At 59.9% G+C, this 24,465-nt stretch carries 19 protein-coding genes, 1 tRNA gene and 1 other annotated feature; of the genes, 14 read left to right on the top strand and 6 right to left on the bottom strand.

Annotated features, from left to right (window positions below; genetic code table 11):
- The first annotated feature begins 342 nt into the window (after positions 1-342).
- From LDZ21_RS13550 to LDZ21_RS13530, 5 genes are all read left to right on the top strand, one after another.
- Positions 343-1,671, top strand: a complete 1,329-nt coding sequence (locus LDZ21_RS13550; RefSeq protein WP_244793717.1) for a tyrosine-type recombinase/integrase — start codon at positions 343-345, stop codon at positions 1,669-1,671.
- A gap of 91 nt (positions 1,672-1,762) precedes the next feature.
- Positions 1,763-2,785 carry a hypothetical protein gene (locus tag LDZ21_RS13545; protein WP_244793716.1) on the top strand — a complete coding sequence of 341 codons (1,023 nt, stop codon included), beginning with the start codon at positions 1,763-1,765 and terminating at the stop codon, positions 2,783-2,785.
- 182 nt (positions 2,786-2,967) lie between these two features.
- Positions 2,968-3,189, top strand: coding sequence for a helix-turn-helix domain-containing protein (locus tag LDZ21_RS13540; RefSeq protein ID WP_244793715.1), 222 nt, complete (start codon positions 2,968-2,970; stop codon positions 3,187-3,189).
- Positions 3,186-4,856, top strand: coding sequence for an AAA family ATPase (locus tag LDZ21_RS13535; protein WP_244793714.1), 1,671 nt, complete (start codon positions 3,186-3,188; stop codon positions 4,854-4,856). The genes LDZ21_RS13540 and LDZ21_RS13535 overlap by 4 nt, the downstream gene beginning before the upstream one ends.
- A gap of 672 nt (positions 4,857-5,528) precedes the next feature.
- Positions 5,529-5,972 (top strand): hypothetical protein, encoded by a 444-nt coding sequence (locus tag LDZ21_RS13530; protein WP_244793713.1) that lies wholly within the window; start codon positions 5,529-5,531, stop codon positions 5,970-5,972.
- A gap of 542 nt (positions 5,973-6,514) precedes the next feature.
- Here LDZ21_RS13530 and LDZ21_RS13525 read toward each other — a convergent pair.
- Complete coding sequence (locus tag LDZ21_RS13525; RefSeq protein ID WP_244793712.1) at positions 6,515-7,312, bottom strand: hypothetical protein; 798 nt, start codon at positions 7,310-7,312, stop codon at positions 6,515-6,517.
- An 898-nt stretch (positions 7,313-8,210) separates the two neighbouring features.
- Between LDZ21_RS13525 and LDZ21_RS13520 the strand changes: the two genes are divergently transcribed.
- A complete protein-coding gene (locus LDZ21_RS13520) occupies positions 8,211-8,624 on the top strand; it encodes a DUF6573 family protein (protein WP_244793711.1) in 414 nt (137 codons plus the stop codon).
- A 60-nt stretch (positions 8,625-8,684) separates the two neighbouring features.
- Positions 8,685-8,843: a hypothetical protein gene (locus LDZ21_RS13515; RefSeq protein ID WP_244793710.1), complete on the top strand. Its 159-nt coding sequence runs from the start codon at positions 8,685-8,687 to the stop codon at positions 8,841-8,843.
- A gap of 442 nt (positions 8,844-9,285) precedes the next feature.
- On the opposite strand, the gene LDZ21_RS13510 is transcribed toward LDZ21_RS13515, so the two are convergent.
- Positions 9,286-10,535, bottom strand: a protein-coding gene (locus LDZ21_RS13510; RefSeq protein WP_425306854.1) for an IS3 family transposase whose coding sequence is annotated in 2 segments (ribosomal slippage) — positions 9,286-10,223 and positions 10,223-10,535 — 1,251 coding nt in all. Because the reading frame shifts where the segments join, the coding sequence is not laid out codon by codon here.
- Positions 10,117-10,233, bottom strand: a sequence feature (AL1L pseudoknot). (Overlaps the previous gene by 117 nt.)
- A gap of 167 nt (positions 10,536-10,702) precedes the next feature.
- On the opposite strand from LDZ21_RS13510, the gene LDZ21_RS13505 reads away from it, so the two are divergent.
- Both LDZ21_RS13505 and LDZ21_RS13500 read left to right on the top strand, forming a co-directional pair.
- Entirely contained in the window at positions 10,703-13,036 is a 2,334-nt protein-coding gene (locus LDZ21_RS13505; protein WP_244793708.1) for a site-specific DNA-methyltransferase, read from the top strand.
- An 11-nt stretch (positions 13,037-13,047) separates the two neighbouring features.
- Positions 13,048-16,200, top strand: coding sequence for a BPTD_3080 family restriction endonuclease (locus LDZ21_RS13500; protein ID WP_244793707.1), 3,153 nt, complete (start codon positions 13,048-13,050; stop codon positions 16,198-16,200).
- Between the two features lie 147 nt (positions 16,201-16,347).
- Here the strand turns inward: LDZ21_RS13500 and LDZ21_RS13495 are convergent, their stop codons facing one another.
- The 3 genes from LDZ21_RS13495 to LDZ21_RS13485 all read right to left on the bottom strand — a co-directional run bounded on the left by LDZ21_RS13495 (position 16,348) and on the right by LDZ21_RS13485 (position 17,820).
- Entirely contained in the window at positions 16,348-16,626 is a 279-nt protein-coding gene (locus LDZ21_RS13495; RefSeq protein ID WP_244793706.1) for a hypothetical protein, read from the bottom strand.
- Between the two features lie 127 nt (positions 16,627-16,753).
- Positions 16,754-17,527 (bottom strand): hypothetical protein, encoded by a 774-nt coding sequence (locus LDZ21_RS13490; protein WP_244793705.1) that lies wholly within the window; start codon positions 17,525-17,527, stop codon positions 16,754-16,756.
- Between the two features lie 217 nt (positions 17,528-17,744).
- Positions 17,745-17,820, bottom strand: a tRNA-Lys gene (locus LDZ21_RS13485).
- A 149-nt stretch (positions 17,821-17,969) separates the two neighbouring features.
- Here LDZ21_RS13485 and LDZ21_RS13480 point away from each other — a divergent pair.
- The 3 genes from LDZ21_RS13480 to LDZ21_RS13470 are packed head-to-tail and all read left to right on the top strand — an operon-like array spanning position 17,970 to position 19,744.
- Entirely contained in the window at positions 17,970-18,377 is a 408-nt protein-coding gene (locus LDZ21_RS13480; protein ID WP_244793704.1) for a PaaI family thioesterase, read from the top strand.
- On the top strand, positions 18,378-19,247 hold the full coding sequence (locus LDZ21_RS13475; RefSeq protein WP_244793703.1) for a patatin-like phospholipase family protein: 870 nt from the start codon (positions 18,378-18,380) through the stop codon (positions 19,245-19,247). It abuts the gene before it with no gap.
- Between the two features lie 20 nt (positions 19,248-19,267).
- A complete protein-coding gene (locus tag LDZ21_RS13470; protein ID WP_035968552.1) occupies positions 19,268-19,744 on the top strand; it encodes an OsmC family protein in 477 nt (158 codons plus the stop codon).
- Between the two features lie 12 nt (positions 19,745-19,756).
- On the opposite strand, the gene LDZ21_RS13465 is transcribed toward LDZ21_RS13470, so the two are convergent.
- Positions 19,757-20,773: a D-2-hydroxyacid dehydrogenase family protein gene (locus tag LDZ21_RS13465; protein ID WP_244793702.1), complete on the bottom strand. Its 1,017-nt coding sequence runs from the start codon at positions 20,771-20,773 to the stop codon at positions 19,757-19,759.
- Positions 20,774-21,247: 474 nt separating this feature from the next.
- Here LDZ21_RS13465 and LDZ21_RS13460 point away from each other — a divergent pair, with 474 nt between their 5' ends.
- Positions 21,248-23,119, top strand: a complete 1,872-nt coding sequence (locus tag LDZ21_RS13460; RefSeq protein ID WP_244793701.1) for a phosphoenolpyruvate carboxykinase (GTP) — start codon at positions 21,248-21,250, stop codon at positions 23,117-23,119.
- Between the two features lie 222 nt (positions 23,120-23,341).
- A complete protein-coding gene (locus tag LDZ21_RS13455) occupies positions 23,342-24,436 on the top strand; it encodes a transcriptional regulator GvmR (protein WP_035968557.1) in 1,095 nt (364 codons plus the stop codon).
- The last annotated feature ends 29 nt before the right edge of the window (positions 24,437-24,465 follow it).

Genomic DNA, 24,465 nt, shown 5'->3' with positions numbered 1-24,465 from the left:
GGCACGATGTGCCGTCGAGCGGGACGGTTTCGCGCAGTCGAAGTGTCGAGACGCGCAGCAGAAAAGAAAAGGCCGGTTAGCTTTCGCTGAACCGGCCTTTCGAATTCTTTGGTGGGGCGTGAGTGACTCGAACACTCGACCTACGGATTAAGAGTCCGAGCAAGTCGATGTTCCTGAGCGTTGACCGCAGTTCATGAAAATCCGCGGGTGCCCCGTGAATAAAGGGTTTCGATGGTTTTGGTTACATAGGTCTGTAGATATATATTGACTGAAATTGCCATAATTTGGTTACATAGCGGTTACATGAAAACTATGTAACCCAGCATCCACACGACGGTAACGATGGCAAAGGTCAATTTCACGGCAGGGCGTGTTAGCGGGCATAGCTGTCCCGCTGGCAAGTCTCAAGCGTTCATTTGGGATAGCGGGGCGTCCGGGTTGGGGCTACGCGCAACGGCAGCGGGCGGGCTGTCCTATATCTACCAAGGCAAGCTAAACGGAGGCACGGTCCGCGTCACGATTGGCTCACCGAAAGACTGGAGTATTGACGATGCGCGAGATGAGGGGCGTCGCCTGCAACGCCTCGTTGACGCAGGAAAGGACCCGCGAGAGGAAGCAGCCGAGCAGCGCGCAGCTCGTGAGGCTCGGAAGGCTGAAGCCCGGCGACAGGATGTGACCGTGGGCGAGGCGTGGGCGGTTTACCTAGAGGCTCGCAAGACCAACTGGAGTGACCGCAGCTATGCCGACCATGTACGTCTTGCCGCGCTTGGAGGCGCAGATAGAAAGCGCGGTGGGGGGCAGACGGTAGCCGGACCGCTTGCCGTCTTGATGCCGTTGAAGCTGTCCGCGCTGACTGCTGAACGTGTGACTGAGTGGTTGGCGGTTGAATCTGAATCCCGCGCGACTTCGGCGGCGCTTGCGTTTCGCCTGCTGCGGGCCTTTATCCGCTGGGCCGGGGAGGTACCGGACTACCGGGGCACTATCCCGACCGATGCCTACTCAGCGCGCAGTGTGAAGGAGGCGGTGCCGCGCTCGCAGGCGAAGGATGGGGACTGTTTGGAACGCGAGCAATTGCCGGTGTGGTTTGCCGCTGTCCGCCAGATTGGCAATCCAGTTATTTCGGCGTACCTGCAAGCCCTGCTGCTAACCGGTGCACGTCGGGAGGAAATGGCAGGCCTTCGCTGGACTGATGTGAACTTTCAGTGGCGCAGGCTAGTCATTGGCGACAAGGTAGAGCAGGAGACGGGGCGGACTATTCCGCTGACACCTTACCTCGCGTCCTTGCTGAAGAAGTTGCCCCGCCGTAACGAATGGGTATTCTCAAGTCCGAATGCAGCGAAAGGTAGGCTGGTGGAGCCTCGCACGGCGCATAACCAGGCGCTCAACGACGTTAGTTTGCCGCATGTCTCGGTACACGGGCTGCGCCGTTCGTTCGGCACGCTGGCCGAGTGGTGTGAGGTGCCTGTGGGTATCGTGGCGCAAATCCAAGGACACAAGCCGAGTGCGATTGTCGAAAAACATTATCGCCGCCGCTCGCTAGACCTACTACGCAAGTGGCATGACCAGATTGAGGCGTGGATGCTTGAACAAGCAGGTATCGACTTCGAGCCGGAACATTCGACACAAACCGCATTCGCCGATGAAACCGCCGAACTCACGCCGTTAGAATAGGCGGCGGTCGCATTTGACCGAGGGGCCGAAAAACGCCCCTCACAACGGCAGGCGTGACCTGCCACTACGAAGTTTCGTGCGAGGGTACAGAGTGAGTGAAGCTGTTAGCCGCCCCGATGGCGGCGGTCGATTTATCAGTCTATGGGAGCTGTTACCGCAAATTGGGCAAGCTGAAAAAGAATCCGATAACGAGGCCGCTCGCTACCTGGTGTCGCGCCTAGAAAGCGACCCGACGGGCATCAACCACATCCGTCGCCGCGACGAATCGGGCATCATACTTCCGCTGGACATGGGAGCCCGCCTGCATCTCTTGCAGCAACTCAATGTGTTTGCAAGGCAAGGCACGCTGTTCGATGCCGACGACATGCCCAACAACGAAGCTCGACCGACATTCGAGCGCTTTGGTTTCTATGCATCAGACATTTATCCATTCCTCGCCCGTAATGACGTTGCCGTTTCGCGCCCTGATGACGAAGGTTCCAAGGGGCGGGTTTTTCCCGACGGGAGGCATATCCCTACCTGGATACTTGCCTATGACCGGCAGGCTTGGTTGTCTCGCAGCAGGGCCGCAAAAATTCTCATTGCGGGTACAAAAGACGCCGACCTCTGGCCCCCGCAATATGACGACGTGTTTGTCAAATGGGATGAAGCGCTGACCGATGCGATTGACCACGATGCCATCGCGGTGACGAAGGTAGCTCGCAAGCAGATGCTTTCGCACGCCGACATCAGCGCTTGGTGCGCGCAGCATGGCTATGTTTGGCCGCTCGAAGCACCCGATGCCCAACCGGCTGGCAAGCCAGCTACCACCCCGCTCTCTGGCCAGCAAATACAGCCTGCGGATTCGGCACCGAGAAACCCGTGCGAGCACGATGGCGGTACGACAAAGCGGGAACAACAGATTCGAGCCATCGAGGAAATGGCCGACAAACTGGGGTATCCGCGCCAGCAAATCCCTAATAATGGCGGCAAAAAGGCGCTTCGTGACCTGTGCAAGTCTGAGCATCCCGACCTGTTCGGAGGAGGCGACTCTCCGTTTGACGATGCCTGGAAGGCAGCCAGCAAAAGCAATCGGCTTGTAATAGCGAACCGAAACAAATTCGCCGGTAGGTAGTGCCGCGCAAATACCCCACCACCCCAGTCTTGCGACCCCACTGTATCCCCACTTGATAGTTCGTCAACGCCGAAGAAAACCGCCGCACACAGCGGAATGCTCGGATGAATGTTGAAACGAATTCGGCGCGTTATCAACAGACATTCGAGCCCCGCTGAGCACGGCAAGATGCAGTCGTTGACATGAACGCAAACAACCACAATTCGCCCCGTTTTACCCAAGGCAGCATCCAGGCTGTCATCCCGACCGACGTGGCCGCCGCCGCGCTGAACCGTAAGCCGCAAACCCTGCGCAAGTGGGCCTGTCTTGAGAACGGCCCCATTCGCCCCGTCCGTATCAACGGTCGTCTGGCATGGCGCGTGTCGGACATTCAGGCACTCCTCAGCGGGGAGGTCGTGCAATGACGAACGGTTCCGATGCTACCCAGAAGCCGCGCACTGACCTCGTTGCAACGTTCGACGGCTATCCGCCAGCTAGCGCTGACCATCCCTACATCGTGACGAAGCACGGGACGCCGGATGGCCTGCGCGTGGTCCCGGCGAATGACACACTGACCATCGACGGGCAACGCGTTGCCGGTTGGCTAGCGGTTCCAGTCCGCTCGTTCGACGGCATGCTCTGCACGGTCCAGTTCATTCCCGCATCAGGCGCGGGAAAGAAGCTCAACGCACCGGGGACATCGTTCCACGATGGCCTGTTCATTGTCGGCGAAATACCGGCAGACGGCATACTGTTCGTGTGCGAAGGCCTCAGTCAGGCATGGGCATGCGCCAAGGCCAATATTCACGCGGCTGCCGTGGTCACGTTCGGCGCAGTCCGTACCCGGTCCGTTGCGAAGCTGTTGCGCAAGCGGTTCCCAGCGGCACGTATCGTCATCGTACCGGACCGATGCAAGGAAGCGGATGCCGAAGCCATCGCCCGTGAGATGAAATGCGCGTGGGTCGAGCTGCCAGTCGACAAGCCGGAGAACTACGATGCAAACGACTACGAGGCAGAGCACGGCACTGAGGCCCTAGCGGACCTCTTACGCGATGCCAGAACCCCGCCGATGCGCTATCGGTTGTTATCGGCGAACGACCTGCTGGACGCACCGCCGCTTCGCTGGATGGTTCAAGGCGTTTTGCCCGCTTCCGGCTTCGGTGCGCTCTATGGACCATCAGGTTCCGGCAAGTCGTTCCTGGTGCTCGATATGTGCGCCGCCATCGCGGACGGTGCGGACTGGTTCGGGCGGCGCGTGGCCGCGGCTCCCGTAACTTATGTGTGCCTTGAGGGCGAGGCAGGTCTCGGCAAGCGTACCAACGCGTGGCGCATTGACCGGCGGCGCAAGCTGCCGAGCCGTCTGCACTTCGTTGCGCAGTCGTTCGACCTGCGCAAGCAGGGAGACGTAACCGACATGTGTGAGGCCGTGCTGGCCGGAGGTGGTCGCAACGGATTGGTCGTCATCGACACGTTGAACCGCGCTGCACCGGGCGCGGATGAGAATTCAAGTGTGGACATGGGGCATCTCATTGAGGCGTGCAAAGACATGCAGCGTCGGCTCGGCGGTATGGTGTTGCTCGTCCACCATACCGGCAAAAACGATGCGAAGGGTTTGCGCGGTCATAGTAGTCTGTACGCCGCGCTTGACGCCGCCATCGAAGTCGCGCGCAATGGTGTTCGACGCGAGTGGGGTGTCGCGAAGAGCAAGGACGATGCCGACGGCGAACGCCACGCCTTCATGTTGCGCGAGGTGGTGCTCGGCGATGACGAGCACGGTACGCCAGTTGCGTCGTGCGTCGTCGAAGCAAACGACCAAGCCGAAGCAGTTCGATGCGTGAAGCTTCCGAAGGGAGTTAATCAGCGTATCGCATTCGATACGCTAGCGGAGCCGCTGCGCGAGTCGCGCGACTTCGGGAAAGGCGACGCACCTTCGAGCCATCCTTGCCTTGAAATCGAGGCTGCTATTCGGCTGGTGGCATCGCGCCTGAACTGCGAACTACGCAAGCGAAACGAGCGTGCCAGGGCTGCGGTGGTCGGCCTTGTCGATTGCGGAATATATGGTTCCTGCGACGGCTGGCTTTGGCGTAAATAGAGCAGTTTCCGCCTGCCCCGGAGTCTGTCCCGTTCCCGCCCGTATCGTATATACGGAGCGGGAAAAAGCGGGACCCAGCAACTTCCGAAATAGGAACAGAACGGGAAAAAACGGGATTGCGCCTCGGCCGTCTTGCCGGTGGTTGGATGTCGTAATTGGTGCGGTATCTCGCCATGAGCATCACATCCTGGCTGCCCGCCTTTCCATCAACGAATGAAAGCACCTTGCGATTCTCTCTTTGAAAGCGGCGAGTATGCGCGTCGATGTATTCATTCGCCCGCTTCGCGCGGGCGGTGGCAGCCAGGAAAGCAGTGACCGGCAGCAAACCATCGCGTTGCCAGATGCAATCACGGGCGTAGCCCGTGCAGGCTTACCCATTCTTCTTACCGCGCCTGCTAATCAGCAGACAGGCCCGGGTAAGCCTAGCCTATGCTTCGTCTGAAAACCAAGAGAGAGCCGTACGGGACCTGGCATTGACCGTACTGACCAGACCGACCGGGTTAACTCCAGAATCGATGTTCAGTGTGCTGCGGACGCCGACGGTCGGCCAAGGTCGCGACGCGACGGCTGCCGCTTTTTATGGTTACAATGCTTTCAATTATTGGTCGGGGTGAGGTAAGGCGTCGCGCTGAGAGATACCAATAACTTTAAAAATTCTTCCAGAATAAAGACATGGCCATCGTAATCATTATCTTCTTGTGCGTAATCATCTTCTTCATGCTCAAGGGCAAAGCTCAGGTCCACAGCGCTGACTACCGACAATCTGCTAGTCAGATAGATAGGGAAGTCGCGCAGGGAAAGCCTTTGAATCAACCGTCTTGGCTGAAAAACGACGACAAAGAAAGGCTGTTCACGAACGGCGTGCTTATGTTGATTCGCCGAACTTCGGTGCCCCTCGCATTCGCCGTTAGGGGGTTCATGTCTCCTGAGTCGTCTGCGGTACTGTTCGCGCTAGTCGCGAAGATGGAGGCGCAAGGTGCCTCTTTCGCCGGCCAGCAAACCGCCGCTGCGAGATACATTGAGGAGTCGTGGAATGACTTGCTTTCCAGCGACCAGGAAGATTTTCGAGCGGCGACCGTACTAGAAGAGGTTCGGTACAAGTCGGAATTCAAGTGACCGAGTCGCTTGCCCACTGAACCGGCCGGAATGCATCTCCGGGCGATGCCTGTATCAGTTTCGCCCGAGTCGCATTCTGAATGGCACATTCATGGGGCGTAGTCCGTGCAGGCTTACCCCATTCTTCTTACCGCGCCAGCCAATCAGCGGGCTGGGCACACGCCCCGCCGGTGGCGTGTGGCCTGTCTGCTGATTGCGGACGCGCGTGATGACGCAAACCAGGCCCGGTAAGCCAAGGTTTCAGAGCGACGACTAGGCGAAAGCCATCCTGACCGTGATGACCAGGGTGACCGGGTTTCAGCCGAAACTGACGCACAAAAAGCAATGCCCCCTCCGAATGCCTTCGGCTGGGGCAATGCCCAATCCTCTTTTTCATGCGGCGACCGCGATGCTTTCAGCAACGTGCATTCCGCACGACTACCGCTTCCGAATTAAGAAGCCGTGGCCAAGGAGTTCACGAGTACAAGCGGTACGGTCTGCTCCGCAGGTACATCACCGTTCATGGCCTCGCTGACGCGTGGACCGGGTTCGCTGCCCCGTCGTCAGGAAAAGACGATGTCCTCGAATCTGTATAGCTCCGTTGAGAAAGTGATGAGCGCATCGAGCGCACTTTTTTTCCAGCCCTTTGCAACTAGGTCACGCGTGAGCTTCGCACGGAATGGACGCGTGCAGACGAAGATGACTTTGCCCCATTTCAAGCCATTGCCCAGCAGCTTCGAGCCCGCGATACTGGTCACATCGGCGGCAACGCAATCGAGCCATTTCAGCAACCTGGCATATTCTTTCGCGTTTTTTCTCGAACGCTCGATTTCAACGAGCCACAGCTTGCCATCTGCCCCACGCAACAGAACGTCCGGTTTCTTCCCCGCGATGCCCTCGACGCCACCGAGGCCCTTGCCTTGCGAGAGCTCGCGCTCCGTCGATACCTTGTAGCCATCCCGGAGCGCGCGAATGGCAACCATATTTGCAATCGTGCGGTGCCGGAAATAAGCAGAGCTAAACGCCCGCACGAGGTCCTTTCCTGTTGATGCCGTAATCCCCGCGTGTTGCAACCGGCGCGCCCCCGCCTCTGACAGCGAGTAAATCACACTGCCGTCCGGTCCCTGTCCGCGCAGTACCTGCCGGGCATCGAAAAGCCGTCTCAGCGTGCGTTGTGCCATTCGCACATCCGACGCCGTGGCGACCGGCGCTTCCAGCCTTGGCTCGCTGGTCGCGCCGCTGGACCAGACCGCCCTCAAGGCAGCGCAATCCCGGGTTCTCAAGAACCCAAATCTGTTGAGCGAAATTAACAGTCGTTGCTCCTGCTCCCTGGCGATGATGCGTCCGTCGCGGGCCTTCACGAAGTATCTCCAAAAAAGGTGTCGATATTTCGTATAGCGCCAGGACGTTGCATACCCGTGTTCGACCTCCCAGACGGCGGAGGGCGAACACGGAAGACGAAGCCGCTATCGCGGCGAGCCACCATGCCCTTTTCACAAAACTGGACGTTTTGCCGGGCATTTTCGCTACTGAACGTAGCGCATGTCCTAAACGGCGGGCGCCCCACGCTGCGCGCGGGTAAGGGGCCTGCCCGTTGCCGCTGGACGCGACGCCGGCTTTGGTCTGCGCTGTGCTTGACTCAGCCTCCTTACCCGCGCGCTGCTCGGGGCGCGGGGCATGCTGCCCCCCATCGCTCTGCCGGTCGGTAGGCCGACCTCTCGTGTCTGGGGACACGAGCGAGCGACGGCTCCCCCCAGCAGCCCATCGACCAGCCTGGGGGCCGGTGCGCTGACCTGGGCAGCGGGCTGGACGCCCTTGCCCCACGCCATGCCCTTCGGTCACGTCGCGGCTCCTCTACGTCTTCGCGCTTTCTCGCTCCGACTGCGCGCCTCTGGCTTGCAGGCCACACGCGGCTAGCGCGCATAGGTCGCGGCCTGTGGCCGCGACAGCGTCTGCGTCGTCAGGTTGGTGCTTGCACCGTCCTTCCTGATTTCGCCGCCACCCAACCGGCGACCGTACCCCAGGCGGTCTGCATGGCAAGGGCCTCCAGCGCTCCGCGCACGTCCTCACCCGGTCCCCTGCGGGGCTGCGGCTTCTGGGCGTGCCCTTGCCATCCAGCCTTCTCGCCTGGTGTCCCGGCACGCCAGGGCGACGAACTCAGGACGGACGGTAGCAAAACGGCAGCACCAACCCCACGCCGCATCCGGGAACGTGAGGGGGCTCGGAATCTTGGAACCCGGTCAGTTTGGAGAACGCATTATGGAAAAACGAGACGGTCTGAAAGACATTTTTGGTGAGGTCATTTCCGTGTATACGCGCGCGCAGGCAATCGGGGATGGCACGTTGATGGACGCGACAGCAGAAGCGAACGAAGCGGGCTTCAAAGTCCCGGTCGCAATCACGGCTGCGGTCTGGGCAGAGGTGGTTGCATGGTCAGACGAAGACAGCGCCCGACAAATCCACCAAGACGAGACCGCGCGCTTGAACGACCTACTGTGGGCTGCCATTACCCTGGCTCGCCATCACACGGGAAACCGCATGCCTTTTCAGCACCATCGCGTGCCGCGCGGTGGGGATGAGGTGTGTCGCACTCCGATAACGCTGCTGATGGTCATTGGACCGGGAGATAACGGTGAGCCAGTCGTGACTTTCATGCTCCCGAGCGACGACTGATTTCTTCCGCCCCGCTGATTTCGGCGGGGCATTTACCTACTGCTCAATAGGAGAGCAATCATGTCACATCCCCCGATTAACCCCGCAACCGGTCTGCCGATGACCGGTGACTGTTACGGCGGCGTCGACGTCGGCGGCAGCCCATACGGCACCGACATCCACACGCACCATAACCCCTGGTTGTCAAACGATTATGGCTGGATGGGCGATGGTATTTAAGCCTGCCTGGCTGTACCGCTGAACTGCGCCTCGGCGAATGAATGACCGCTCCACGCCGAGGCGCTATCATCTGAGGTTAGTCAGATGACCAGCGATGGCAAAAAGGAGCCCCGGTGAGCGACACGTCAGCCCAATACCAGCATAAACAAGAAGCGGTGCAACGTCCTGACGTAGGTGTTCAGGACCAGTTCAGCGTCAAGAGGCCGAACCGGGTCTACAGCTACGACTCCAGTCTTGACCCGGCACTGTCGTGGGACGAGAACCGCGAACGCGAACTCGGCGAGTGGCTGATGGCCTGGTTGCCCGCTGCGCGGAGGAGGGCGAGGCGGCGGTCTTTCAGTCTCCGCAAGTCTGGAAAGGAGGCGGAGTTCAGGTGCAGTCTCTCCAGGCGGCGGCGGGCCTGTGAAGCGCACCGGGAACCTCGGAGACCGTTTTGCTGGAGTTAAGCAGCCATCGGCATTCCAGCGAGTTGCTCATAGTAACGAGCTTCCGCCTCGGCCGGTGGGATGTTGCCGATAGGTTCAAGCAGACGTCGGTGATTGAACCAGTCCACCCAACTAAGTGTCGCCAGTTCGACGGCTTGCACATTGCGCCACGGGCCGCGGCGATGAATGACTTCTGCCTTGTAGAGGCCGTTAATCGTTTCGGCGAGTGCGTTATCGTATGAATCGCCTACGCTTCCAACTGACGGTTCAATCCCTGCTTCAGCTAGCCGGTCCGTGTACCGAATAGAAACGTATTGCGACCCGCGGTCCGAATGATGTACCAAACGGTTACCTTCGGCTGGTCGGCGCTCATGTAGGGCCTGCTCCAGCGCATCCAGTACGAAATCGGTGCGCGCTGAACTTGACACTCTCCAACCCACGATGCGTCGCGCGAACACGTCAACGATGAAGGCAACATACGCGAAGCCTTGCCAGGTCGCGACAAGGGTAAAGTCGGACACCCACAGTGCGTTGGGCTTTGACGCCTTGAACTGACGCTGAACATGATCAAGCGGACAAGGTGCGTTTTTATCGCTGACGGTGGTTCGCATCGACTTACCCCGCCGTACACCCTGCAGACCTAGCCGCCTCATCAACCGTTCAACGGTGCAACGCGCAATTCTGAAACCTTCGCGCAGCAACTGTCGCCAGATCTTACGCGCACCGTACACTCGAAAGTTCTCTTCCCAAACGCGACGGATATGCTGACACAACAAAGCATCACGCTGCTGCCGCGCTGGTAGCCGACGAGGATCGGCGCGGCGGGAGGCGTACAGGTAGTAAGTCGACGGGGCGATCGGCAATACTCTGCAGATCGGCTCGACCCCGTAGACCGATCGGTGATCGTCGATGAAAGCGATCATCACTTCGGTCGGCGGTCGAGCTCCGCCTGTGCGAAATACGCCGAGGCCTTGCGCAGGATCTCGTTCGCCTGGCGCAGTTCCCGGACCTCTCGTTCAAGCTCGCGAATTCGATCTTGCTCTTGCTTCGAGGGGCCTGCTCGCACACCACGATCACTCTCAGCCTGACGGACCCAATTTCTAAGAGTCTCGCGCGAACAGCCCATCTTCGCGGCGATCGACTGGATCGCTTCCCACTGCGTAGCGTATTCCGAACGGTGCTCGAACACCATGCGAACCGCGCGCTCGCGAACCTCGGTCGGATACTTCGGCGCAGTCTTGCGTTTTGCTTTGTCGATGCTTTCCATTTCCTCATTCTCTCAGGAGTTGAGGTCTCCGGAAAACCCGGTGCGCTTCACTGTTGCGCACTCTCTCAAAGCCCTTTCTGAACTGGGCGGGGAAAGCTGAGCGGCATCAACTTAGCGTGCCGACCACTCCACTGTTTGTACACGAGCGGCATTCGACCAAAGCCATCTTGGACGGCATCAAGAGCCGCAAGGCCAAAGGTACCAATCTCGACCTTTTCGGCGACCCCCAGTTGGACGTGACCGACCGGCTGGACGCCTATGAACACAAAGGGCCATGGCAGAATCGTATGATTCTGGGCGATAGCCTCCAAGTCATGAATTCGATGCTGGAATTCGAGGGCGTGGGCGGGCAAGTGCAGATGGTGTTTATCGACCCGCCCTACGGCGTCAAGTTTGGTTCGAACTTCCAGCCCTTCGTGCGCAAACGCGAGGTGAAGCATGGTGTCGATGAAGCGATGACGCGTGAACCGGAAATGGTTAAAGCATATCGGGATACGTGGGAATTAGGGCTGCATTCGTATCCGACTTATTTGCGTGACCGTCTTTTGTTAGCAAAAGAATTGTTGGCGGACAGCGGCAGCATATTTGTTCAGATTTCTGACGACAATCTGCACCACGTCCGCGAGGTCTTGGACGACGTATTTGATAAAGATAATTACTGCGGCCTCATCATTTTTAGAAAAACCGGCGGTCAAAGTGCGGAACGTCTAGGGTCGGTCTCTGACTTTCTGCTTTGGTACGCCAAGGATATTACGAAAGTAAAATTCAATAAGCAGATTCAGATTTCGCATATCCCTCCTGCGGACGAACCAAACTACGTTTGGCTGGAGCTTCCTGATGGGTCATATCGTCGAATGACGCCCGAAGAGCGACGCAGAGAAATTGCTCTTCCTGACGGGGCGAAAATATTTCGTCACGGCCCGATTGTCTCGTCGGGTGCGACAAATCAGCCGCAACTATTCAAATTTAATGGGAAGTCATACCTTCCTCCCGCCAATAATCATTGGAAGACCCACTTAGAAGGGATGGAAGAGCTAGCTAGGCAAGGACGGATTATTGAATCCGGTAATGGATTGGCATACAAGCTATATTGGGCTGACGCGCCCGAACGTTTGTCCAATGTTTGGGAGGACACTCAGTCTGGTGGATTTGTTGGTAAGCAGCTTTACGTGGTCCAGACCACGACCAAGGTAATTCAGCGCTGCATTCTAATGACCACGGAACCAGGCGACCTTGTGTTTGACCCGACTTGCGGCTCCGGCACGACGGCTTATGTTGCCGAGCAGTGGGGCCGCCGCTGGATTACCTGCGACACTTCTAGGGTGCCCTTGGCCTTGGCTCGCCAACGCCTGTTGACCGCCACGTTCCCTTACTACGACTTAAAGGAGCCGAAACTCGGCCCAGCAGGTGGCTTCGCCTATCAGCGCAAGCAAAACCGCAAGGGTGAGGAGGTGGGGGGACTTGTCCCGCACATCACGTTGAAGTCAATTGCGAATGGGGAACCGCCGGCAACGGTCGTATTAGTAGACAAGCCGGAAGAGCGCAAGGACGTGGTGCGGGTTGCCGGTCCCTTTGTGGTCGAAGCGACCATTGCTCCGGCGCAGGCAGTAGAGACGCCGGACAGCACGACCGGGGTAAAGGGCGAAAATGCAGGGCAGCCCGTCAGCGAAACTGTCGGCGGGTATAGCGACGCAGCTACCCACATCGAACGTATGACCCAGGTGCTACGCCAGTCCAAGACCGTGCGCCTGCCGGGCAACCGGGAGCTGGTGCTGGAGCAGATTCGTCGCACCAGCGACAGTGACATCCTGCACGCAGAGGCCACTGACGCAGACGGTAAGCGTATCGCCATAGTCTTTGGCCCCGAATCCGGCGCTATCTCGGCTGATATGGTATTCGAGGCTGCGCGCGAAGCCCACTTCCTGCGTTACGACCAACTGTATTTTTTCGCCTTCGCCATTCAGGCAAAGGCGCGTGAACTCATCGAAGAGCGCAACAAGGACGGCGCACCCAAGTTACGAATTCATTGCACCTACGTGGCTGTGACGCCGGACGTGGCAATGAGCGACCTGCTCAAGACCACCCGCGCATCGGAAATCTTCTCGGTGACCGGCCTGCCAGACGTGAAGCTGACCAAACTCTCGCAGAAGAACAGCGTGGGCGAAGCGCTCTATCAGGTGAATGTGATGGGTCTAGACATCTTCAATCCCGCCAACATGAAACAAGATTCGGTGGAAGGAGAAAATCTGCCGTGCTGGATGCTGGACACCGACTACGACCCGTCGGGCTCCTTTTATGCCACCCAGGTTTTCTTCCCCAAGACCGGCGCTTGGGACAATCTGCAGAAATCTCTGAAGGCTGATTTCGATGAATCGGTGTGGGCACATTTGGCAGGAACCACGAGCGAGCCGTTTGTGCTCGGCGAGCGTCGCCGTATCGCAGTCAAGGTGATTGACGAGCGTGGTAACGAGCTGATGCGCGTTATTGAACACATTGCCTAAGGAAGCGAGCAATGTCCCAAATCAACGCCGTCGAAGCACCCATCATCAATTCGCCATTCGAGGAGCCGAAGTTACACTGGCACATCGAGGAAGGGAAGCAACCACAAAAACGCGAAGGCCGTCGCCCTGCCAGCTACTTCTTCCGAGTTCCAGAGCATGCCGGCCGTGGAAAGAAGGCCAAGAAGCAAACCGTCCTCTTCGACCAGGATGCAAAAGGCAATGAGTACCTGCTCGATATACCTAACCTCATCCGTCAGCGCCTCAAGGAATGGCGTGCTCGTGAATACAGCGGCGCGACGAAAGTCACCAGGGAGCTGATAGCTCTGTGGCGCTCGACCGACCGCAAGCAGCGACTTTTCTTCGCCCAGCTTGAGGCGGTCGAAACTGTAATCCTTATCGTAGAAGGGCCGGACGACCTCAAACAAGGCGTCCGCATTCCCACCGATGAGCCCGGCGACGATGCCAGGGCAGCCGGGTACAAGGCATTCATCCGCTACGCGGTTAAGATGTGCACTGGGTCGGGCAAGAGCACGGTCATGGGCATGCTGGCCGCGTGGTCGATTCTTAACAAGGTGGCAGATTCCACCAATCCGAATTACTCGGACACGGTGCTTATCGTCTGCCCGAACGTCACGGTCCGCGACCGGCTGCACGAACTCGACCCTAGTCTGGACGAAATCAGTCTCTATCGCACTCGTGAGCTGGTCCCATTGCATCGCATGCCCGAGCTACGTCGGGGCGAAGTGTTCGTCACTAACTGGCACAACCTCGAACGCCGCGAGCTTTCCGACGTCAACGGTACGTCAGCCAAGGTGGTAAAGCGGGGCACGCCTGTAGAAAAGCGTCGCACGGTCAAGTTGGGTGGCAAAGACCAACTGACTGAGGCCGACATCCGGCAGCAGGCGGTGACGGGTGCTTTTGAAATCATCGGTGAGATTAAAGACCGCCACGGTGTTCTGACGGCTTTCGAGGTCAAGGAAACCAAATACTACGAGAGCGACACTGCATTCCTGCGCCGGGTGCTAGGCAATCGCAAAGGGCGCGGTTCCGCCATCATGGTGATGAATGACGAGGCCCACCACGCCTACCGGCGCGGCAAGGCTGAACTCGACGATGATTACGCACTTGACGAGGAAACCGCTGAGGCCGATGCACGCGAGGCCACCGTCTGGATTGAAGGCCTGGACCGCATCAACAAGGCATTGAATGGACCAAAGAACGGCGTGCGCCTCTGCGTAGACCTGTCTGCCACCCCGTTCTTCATCCAAGGCTCCGGCAACGAAGTGGGCAAGCCCTTCCCTTGGGTGGTATCCGACTTCAGCTTGCTGGAGGGCATTGAAGCGGGACTGGTAAAAATCCCGCAGTTGCCAACCCAGGACATCACTGGTGGCGAGACGCCCGCCTACTTCAACGTGTGGCGCTGGGTCCAAGAGCGCATCGAACAAGACGGCGGCGGCAAGGCGAAGCTCACACCGGACATGGTGATGCGCTATGCGACTACGCCCGTCACGCAGCTCGCCGACGAATGGCGCAAGACACTGGATATGTGGAAAGCCCAATTCAAAGAGGGATTCCGCAAAACCGATGTGCCGCCTGTCTTTATTGTTGTATGTCGCGATACAGCGCTGGCCAGGGAATTGTATGAGTGGCTGGCCAATGGTAAGCCGGACTACGGCCAGTCGCCGATTGAGTTCCGCAACTCGCCCGGCCAGGAAAATACCATTCGCGTGGATAGCAAGATAGCGGAGGACATCGCCTCAGGTGCGAGCGGTAGCGACGAAGCTCGGCGCTTGCGTTTTGTGCTGGACACTGTCGGCAAAACTGTCTGGCCTGGTGGCCATATCCCCGAGGAATACGAAGCACTCGTCGAGAAACACAACCGCAAGGCGTTGGACGATGAAGACAGCGGCTTAATGACAATAGACGCCAGCATTCCGCCTGGACGCGACGTGCGGTGCATCATCAGTGTGGCCATGCTGTCGGAGGGCTGGGACTGCAACACAGTGACCCACGTCGTTGGCCTGCGACCGTTCGGCTCCCAACTGCTATGCGAGCAGGTCGTCGGGCGTGCCCTGCGCCGCACGTCATACGCCATTGACGAGGCCACTGGTTTCTTCCGGGAAGAGACTGCCAAGGTGTTCGGCGTCCCGTTCGAGCTGATTCCATTCAAGGTGGAAGGCGATGGCGCACCACCTCCAACGCCGCCGTCGAATCAGATATACGCTGACCCAGCCAAGGCAGAATTTGAAATCACGTTCCCCGTGGTCGAAGGCTACACTGACCCCGGCATCACTCGAATTTCGTTGGATTGGGCCAAGGTTCCCACGCTTACGCTGGACCCGCTTGAGGTGCCGGACACAACGCTCATGATGGGGCTAGCAGGGGCTGATGGCCGCCTTGCCGCGTATGGGCCGGGTGCAGCGGAACTGGTGACGTTGGAAGCCTGGCGAGCACGTGTTCGCGTACAGCAGGTCGCCTTCACCCTTGCAAGCACACTCGTTCAACAGTGGCAGAAAGAAAAAGGCGATAGTATTCCTACGCATCGCCTCTTCCCGCAGTTACTGGCTTATGCGCAGCAGTTCCTTGCGACCAAGCTCGTCTGCAAGGGAAACCGCGCGCCTCAGGATGTAGCGTTGAACCCGTATTTCAGCAAAGCGGTCGGCTGCATCATTGACAACGTGCAGGCCGTCGATGAGAGCGGACAGGCTCAGGAGCGGCCTAATATCCCGGCAGGCGCAGCGGGTATGCGTTCGACACGCTTTGTTGAGTTCGCCACTGGCCGCGACCTATGGCCTGTCACCCGCAGCCACTTGAACGCGATGGTGGCGGATACCAAGAAGTGGGAGCAGAGCGCGGCCTATTGCCTCGATACGCACCAGCGGGTCCGAGCTTGGGTCAAGAACGACCATCTCGGCTTCATCGTTCCGTATCGGAAAGACGGCAACAAGCGGAGCTACTTGCCCGATTTCATCGTCGAGCTGGCGTCCGGTGAAAAGCTGGTGGTCGAAATCAAGGGGCAGGTGATTGACGACGCCCTCGTAAAAGAAGCGGCAGCCAAGCGGTGGTGCGAGGCCGTCAATCGCGAGGGTCAATTCGGTCGCTGGAGCTATCACTTGATGAAGCATCCGGCTGACCTGATGCAACTGCTCGACCACTTGGACTGAGAGAAATCCCGGTCAAGCTGGTCAGTCTGGTTAGGCGGCCACGGAACCCGCCGTTTCCGTGGCCTTTCGACTCAGGTCGTTGGGCATGGGGCGGCCCGTTTGGGGAGCCACTGCTCGCGTGGCGGCTTTCTCGCGAGCAAGCGGCGTTCAATGCAGCGACGGAGCAACCCCTTTAATATGCGTCAGCAAGAACCGAGCAGCGGCCTCGCGGGCACGCAGCTCATCAATGCCGTAATGCTGACGACAAATGCTCCCGACCGTCAGGTCGAGACAGTATGGCGCGGGACTGAACCGGGTCGGCTTGTGGTTAAGGATACGACGCAGCTTCACGGTGACCGTGGCTTCGCTGACTTCCGACGCAACCGAGAATTCTTCTAGGGTTTCGAATTCCGGCATCATGGACGCCGGTCTGTTGGATGTGCGCATATTTCTGTCCGGTCGTGTAGTGCCAACGAGAATCAGAGAATCGGTTGTTCCGGCGGCTCAACGCCGATGTCGGCGGCGAGGAGGGGCAATCATACTCAGGTCCATGGAGTCGTTTGGAAGTGGCCGATTAGGCGGGTGCATCGGCTCGCCAGCCTTTTGCGGCTTCGCGCGATTCGTACTGCAATTCCATCACGACATCCTTGTAGAGGCCGCCACGGAGGTTGGCGACCAAGTAGCCGATGCGGCGAGCACCCTTCGCCGTCACGACGAACGGCACGTTTCCGAGGCCCCAAACTCCGTCGTTTCGCTCGTTGATGGCCCGTTCAGCTCGTTTAGAAGCAGGCCGCAGGTATCCGCGCTTTACCAGGCCCAGGATGCCGACTTCCGCGAGGATGTCGCACTCCCGTTTGCTGAACGAGCGGTATGTAAAGCGAAGGTGACTATTAAAATGTTGGCTGTTGTACGTCCGTTCCAGGCACATCAACCCGAGCACCATAGTCTCCATCGGCGGGAGCGCTTCGACTTCTTTTCGACCGGAATACGGTGTGACCTCATCAGTAAAAAAGAGGCTCATCATCGTTTGCATGAAAGAGGCGCTCGGGTCGTTCTGTTTTTCTTGCGTCAGCATAGTCATTTCTCCAGCGGCAGTTTTGATAGTCAGGTTCGCGTGTGCGTTTCGCTTTTCATGGCGTCGCTTCACGGTATTGAAATCATCAGGTGGGTTGCTAGTCGGCGCGCAAGAGTGGGGTGGTGGGGTATTTGCACCCCACTGCCGGGAGAAAATCGCTTGATGGCGCATGACGGTTGCGGCCGGACTGACTGGTTTGTGCGAGAAATCGTGGGGAATGGATTGCTGTCGCAGCGTGGGGCGCAAGAACGTGTAGCCGTCTAAGCTGAGCAAGTTGCGGGTCCAAGCTGGTCAGCTTGAAGTTCTGCCGCACAAGCAAGCGTGGCGCTCGTTGGCAAAACCAGGCCATTCGTGGCGCTCACAACTTAATGGGGCGCGCCCTGTGCCCTGTATTGACGCGTGTTGACCAAATTGGGTTACACAGCGGTTACATGGAGCTGGGAAAAGAAAAAGGGTTACAAGCAATGTGCTTGTAACCCTTTGAATTCTTTGGTGGGGCGTGAGTGACTCGAACACTCGACCTACGGATTAAGAGTCCGCTGCTCTACCAACTGAGCTAACGCCCCCAACAGAAGCGAAATTATAGCGGGAGTATTTCGAAAAGCGCAAGCGTCTATCGCAAAAAATTTACGCTCACGAACGCCGCGCGGACCGCAGGGCAAAAGCCCCAAGCCGGTATCATGACGCGTCCCCCAACCGCACAAAGCCCAAAGAAATGGACGAAGCCGCCATCCGCGCGTTGCTCAACGACATCCTCGCGCCGTGGGTCCGTGAGTTGTCGCTCGCGCCCGAATCCATCGGCGATGATCGCGTCACCTTGCGTCTGCCGTACTCGGATCATTTGCGGCACGCGGGCGGCGTCATTTGCGGTCAGGTCTTCATGGCTGCCGCCGATACCGCGATGGTCGTCGCCATCTCGCACACCATGGGCGGCTTCTCGCCAATGACCACCGTCTCGCTCAACACCACGTTCATGCGTCCGGTCAAAACCGGCGACGTGCTGGTCACGGCGCGCGTCATGCGCCGGGGCCGCAATCTCGTGTTCGGCGAAATCGACATGCACGACGCCAACGGCGAACTCGCCGCCCACGCCACGACAACCTACGCACTCGTCAGCAAATAAATGTTCGATCAGGTCGTATTCGCCGGCGGCGGCAACCGCTGCTGGTGGCAAGCCGGTTTTTGGGACGTCATCCAGCCGGAATTGAGGCTTAAGCCGCGCATCATCGCGGGCATCTCGGCGGGCGCGGCCACCGCGTGCATGCTCTACACCAACGACGCGCGCTGGGTCATGAACTACTACGCGCAAGCCCTGCGCGGCAACACGAAGAACGCCTACTGGGGCAACCTGCTGCGCGGGCAGTCCGTCTTCCCGCATTACCGCATCTATCGGCAGGCACTGCTCGACATCTTCGCGGAGCGTTTCCATGAACTCGCTTCCGCGCCGGAGATTCGCATCGGCGTGTCGCATCTGCCGCGCTGGCTCGGCGCGCGCAGCGCCGTCGCAGCCGGGCTGATCGCGTACAACATCGAGAAGTACGTGCGCAAGACGCTGCACCCGACGCTCGGTCAGGCGCTCGGCTTCCATCCCGAGTTCGTGACGGCGCAGGAATGCGCGAGCATCGAAGACCTCGCGGATCTGATCCTGCAATCGTCGAGTACGCCGCCTTTCACGCCGATCCTCCGACGCAACGGCCGCCCCGTGCTCGATGGCGGCATGGTCGACAACGTGCCGGTCTCCGCGCTCGATGCATCGGCGGGGACGGTGCTCGTCATGGTCACGCGGCTTTATCCGCGCGAGCGCACGTTCGTCGTGCCGCACGGCGAGCAGCGGCGCATCTACGTGCAGCCGTCGCGCAAGGTGCCGATATCGAGCTGGGACTATACGAGCCCGTCCCAGATGCAGCATGCTTATGACCTGGGCCGCGCGGACGGCGAAGACTTTCTCGAGCGCCTTCCGCATCTGATGGATGCCGCATCGCACATTGCCTAGCCAGGCAAAAGGAGCGCGCCATGCCGAAGCAGCACACTTACGAACTCACCGTCGCATGGACGGGCAATCGCGGTTCCGGCACCTCCGCCTACGACGCCTACTCGCGCGACCACGTCGTGCGCGTCGCGGGCAAGGCCGCGATCGAGGCATCGAGCGATCCCGCTTTTCGCGGCGATCCCACGCGCCACAATCCGGAGGAACTGTTCGTGGCGTCGCTGTCGTCGTGTCACATGCTTTGGTATCTGCACTTGTGCGCGGTCAACAAGATCGTCGTGACCGGCTATGTCGACGGGGCCATCGGCATCATGCAGGAGGACGCGAACGGTAGCGGCCGTTTCGCCGATGTGCTGCTGCGCCCGCGCGTGACCATCGGCGCGGGCGGCGACACTGCGCTCGCGACGCGCCTGCACGAAGAGGCGCACCGCTTCTGCTTCATCGCGAACTCGGTGAATTTTCCGGTGCGCTGCGAGCCGTCGATCGACGTCTCGACGGCCTGACGCATCGACCGCTCAGCGGCGGCGCGCGTGCTGCAGCGCTTCGGGATTCGACACGCTCGACGTATCGCCGGCATCGAAGGCGAGGATGTTGCTGAACGCCGCGCTGAAGTAAAGCTCGTAGCTCTCGCGCTCCACATAGCCGATGTGCGGCGTGCAGATCACGTTTTCCATGCGCAACAGGCCGTAGCCCTGCAGGATCGGCTCGCTCTCGTAGACATCGACCGCGACCATCCCCGGCCGGTTGTGATGGAGCGAGTTCAGCAGCGCGTTCTCTTCGAGCAGCTCGGCGCGGCTCGTGTTGACGAACAGCGCAGTCGGCTTCATGCGCATCAGATCTTCCGTCCGGACGATGCCGCACGTCTCGTCGTTCATACGCAAATGCACGGTGAGCACGTCGCTCTGCTCGAAGAGCGCCTCGCGGGTTTCCGCAACGGCGAAGCCATCCTCGCGCGCCGCCGCCAGCGAGTGCTCGCGGCCGTGCACGAGCACGTTCATGCCGAACGCCTTGCCGTAGCCCGCCACCAGCTGGCCGATCTTGCCGTAACCCCAGATGCCGAGCGTCTGCCCGCGCAGCACTTGCCCGAGGCCGAAGTTCGGCGGCAGCGCCGACGTCTTCAGCCCCGACTGCTGCCACGCGCCCTGCTTCAGGTTCGCGACGTATTGCGGAATGCGACGCTGCGCCGCCATGATCAGCGCCCACGTCAGTTCGGCCGGCGCGACCGGCGATCCGGTGCCTTCCAGCACGGCGATGCCGCGTTCCGTACATGCATCGATATCGATATGACCGCCGCCTGCCCGGCCCGTCTGGCTGATCATGCGCAGTTTCGGGCATTTATCGAGGAGTTGCGAACTGATGCGCGTGCGTTCGCGGATCAGCACGAGCGCATCGACTTCCGACAGTCTGCTAGCCAACTGTCCGAGTCCACGCACCGTGTTATTAAAGACTTTCACTTCGTGATCATCGAGAAGATGGAAGCAGTCGAGCTTCCTTACGGCGTCCTGGTAGTCGTCGAGAATGGCGATTTTCATGGGCATTGATTGGCTTTTTGTAGGCATCGAACATGCTGCATTTTTGGTCCGGCTTGCGAAATAGAGCGGATTAACTTCGGGTAATTACCAAGAAAGCCGCACTAAATCGCAGGAACTGTAATCTCACTGCGCAGCATCAAAGCAGGGCTGCATGGCGGTGTTAAGCTTGATTTCCTCGTTTCCGAGCAAATAACCCGCTCGAGAAACAAAAAAATGCGGCGCCATTGCGGAAAACACGGTAATCCGCAAGGGGACAGGCCGCTTAGTATCTCTTTTTAACAGTTTGTTCCTTAGCGACGCAAGCCGCCTGGCGCTACGTCGCAGGGATCAGGCCCGATGACGCCGCAATCGGCAAAGGGAACCGTCTTTCGTGCGACGAATATCTTTTGAAAATGCACGGCGGTTCCGGTCGCAATGCCTCTCGCATGCAGCGTCAGGGCTCACGGTTTTCATTGCAGAAACGGAGACAACTCGATGAACCAGCCCGCAGTAGCCGAAGAAAATAAAAACAACGTCGTCGACGTCCAGGCGCCGGCCTATGTCCGGCACCGACGATTGATCCAATGGGTTCAACGCGTCGCCGCGCTGACAAAACCCGATCGCGTCGTCTGGTGCGACGGCACGCAAGCCGAATACGACCGGCTCTGCGAACAGATGGTCGCCGCCGGCACGATGAAAAAGCTCAATCCCGCCAAACGCCCCAACTCCTTTCTGGCTTGCTCCGATCCCTCGGATGTCGCGCGCGTCGAAGACAGAACGTTTATCTGCTCGGAGCGCCCGGAAGATGCCGGCCCCACGAACAACTGGATCGACCCGCAGGAAATGCGCTCGACGCTCGACGGCCTCTTCGACGGCGCGATGCGCGGCCGCACGATGTACGTCGTGCCGTTCTCGATGGGCCCGCTCGGGTCGCCGATCGCGCATATCGGCGTGGAATTGTCGGATAGCCCGTACGTCGTCACGAACATGCGGATCATGACGCGCATGGGCCGCGAGGTGTACGACGTCCTCGGCGAGGAAGGCGAGTTCGTGCCCTGCGTGCATTCGGTCGGCGCGCCGCTCGCCGATGGCCGCAAGGACGTGCCGTGGCCGTGCAACGACACGAAGTACATCGTGCATTTTCCCAAGACGCGGGAAATCTGGAGCTTCGGCTCAGGCTACGGCGGCAACGCGCTGCTCGGCAAGAAGTGTTTCGCGCTGCGCATTGCGTCGACCATGGGCCGCGACGAAGGCTGGCTCGCCGAACACATGCTGATTCTCGGCGTCACGTCGCCCGAGGGGCGCAAGCACCACGTCGCGGCGGCGTTCCCGTCGGCGTGCGGCAAGACCAACTTCGCGATGCTGATCCCGCCGCAAGACCTGAACGGCTGGAAGGTGACGACGATCGGTGACGACATCGCGTGGATCAAGCCCGGCAAGGACGGCCGGCTGTACGCGATCAACCCGGAAGCCGGCTACTTCGGCGTCGCGCCGGGCACGAGCGAGAAGACCAACTTCAACGCGATGGCGACGCTCAAGGAGAACGTGATTTTCACGAACGTCGCGCTGACCGACGACGGCGACGTCTGGTGGGAAGGCATGACGGACGCGCCGCCCGCGCATCTGATCGACTGGCAGGGCCGCGACTGGACGCCCGAGCTCGCGAAGGAGACCGGCGCGAAGGCCGCGCATCCTAACGCGCGTTTCACGGCGCCGGCATCGCAATGTCCGTCGATCGATCCGGACTGGGAGAACCCGGCGGGCGTGCCAATCGATGCGTTCATCTTCGGCGGACGCCGTTCGACGACCGTGCCGCTCGTCACCGAGGCGCGCGACTGGAAGGAAGGCGTCTACATGGCCGCGACGATGGGCTCCGAAACCACGGCCGCCGCTGCGGGGCAACAAGGCGTCGTGCGCCGCGATCCGTTCGCGATGCTGCCGTTCTGCGGCTACAACATGAGCGACTATTTCGGCCACTGGCTGAAGATCGGCGAACGCCTCGAAGCGCTCAACGCGAAGGCGCCGAAGTTCTTCTGCGTGAACTGGTTCCGCAAGGGCGACGACGGCAAGTTCGTGTGGCCGGGCTTTGGCGAAAACATGCGCGTGCTGAACTGGATGGTCGGTCGTATCGAAGGCACGGCGAGCGGCGAGGAACACGCGTTCGGCATTTCGCCGCGTTACGAGGACATCGATTGGGGCGGGCTGAACTTCACGCGCGACCAGTTCGAGCAGGTCATCTCGGTTAACGACGCCGCGTGGCGCGACGAACTCGCGCTGCACGACGAGCTGTTCACCCGTCTGCAGCAAGGGCTGCCGGACGCGCTGCCGGAAGCCAAGGCCGGAATGGAGAAGCGGCTCGCGGCCTGATTTTCGGTCGCTTGACATCGCCCAGCGGTCGACATCGCCGGGCGAAGTTCAAAAAGGTGCAGGCGGGGGAGTGTCTCTTTCCCCGCCGGCCGCCCTTCGCCCACGAATTTTTTCGAAAAGGCAACCGCCAACCGCAACTTCTGCACGATTTCCTCAGTCCTAGGATAATTCTGAATTGCCTTGCAGCAGAATTGATAGCCGCCTGGCGGCAGGAGTTGTCCCATGGATCATTTGCAGTCGATGAGAGTGTTCGTCCGCGTGGCCGATCTCGGCAGTTTTGCCAGAGCCGCGAGCGCGATGGATATCTCGAACGCGGTCGCGACGCGGCACGTCGCGGATCTCGAAGGCCGCCTCGGCACGCGCCTGCTCAATCGCACCACGCGCAGTCTGTCGCTCACGGAGTCGGGCCAGGTTTATCTCGAACGTGCGCGCCAGATTCTCGATGAACTCGAAGACGTCGAACAAATGGTCGTCGCGCGCAATCACGAGCCGCTCGGCTCGCTGCGCATCGTCGCGCCGGTCGTGTTCGGGCTGCACAATCTCGCGCCGGTATTGCAGACGTACGCGCAGCGCTATCCGAAAGTCATCCCCGATGTGACGCTCGTGGACCGCCAGGTCGATCTGGTGGAGGAAGGGTTCGATGTCGGCATCGTCATCGCGCGGCAGGTGAAGAGCGCGAGCGTCGTCACGCGGCGGCTGACGACCGGCTGCATGACCGTCTGCGCGACGCCGGCGTATCTGGAAAAGCGTGGCACGCCGACGCGTCCCGAGCATCTGCTTGAACATCCGTGCCTTAGCCTACCGTCCGAGTATTGGGGCGACGAACGCGTGTTTACCGGCCCCGAGGGCGAAGTGCGCGTGCGGCCGTCGAACGTGATCATCGCGAACAATACGGAGATGCTGCGGCAGTTTGCGCTGCTGGGCATGGGCATCGCGATTCTGCCGAGCTATCTGATCGGCAACGATACGAAGCGCGGCCAGCTCGTGCGCCTGCTGAGCGACTATCAGTTGCCGCAGGTCGAGATCAACGTCGCGTATCCGAGCCGGCGGCATTTGCCGGCGAAGGTGCGGACGTTCATCGATCACCTCGTCGAGCACTTCAGCCAGACGCCGAATCATCAGCTGGGCGAACAATGGATCCGCGACGGCATGGGCAAGCCTGTCGCGGCTGGCGCGCAGCCGCACTACGAATCCGCCGATGAACCGCAAGCGCCGCCGCCCGCGCCGCGCTCGCGTTCGATCGATGGCGAACTGGGGCCGAAGCTGTCGAAGCCGTCGCGAACGAGAGGGCGCGTGCCGGCGGCATCGCCGTTCTGAGTTCTGTTGGACTGGCAGCATGAGAAGGC

The sequence above is a fragment of the Caballeronia grimmiae genome (assembly GCF_022879615.1).
GTDB lineage: Bacteria > Pseudomonadota > Gammaproteobacteria > Burkholderiales > Burkholderiaceae > Caballeronia > Caballeronia grimmiae.
The sequence above is the reverse complement of the archived record's forward strand: the minus strand, read 5'-3'. Positions and strand labels throughout refer to the sequence as shown.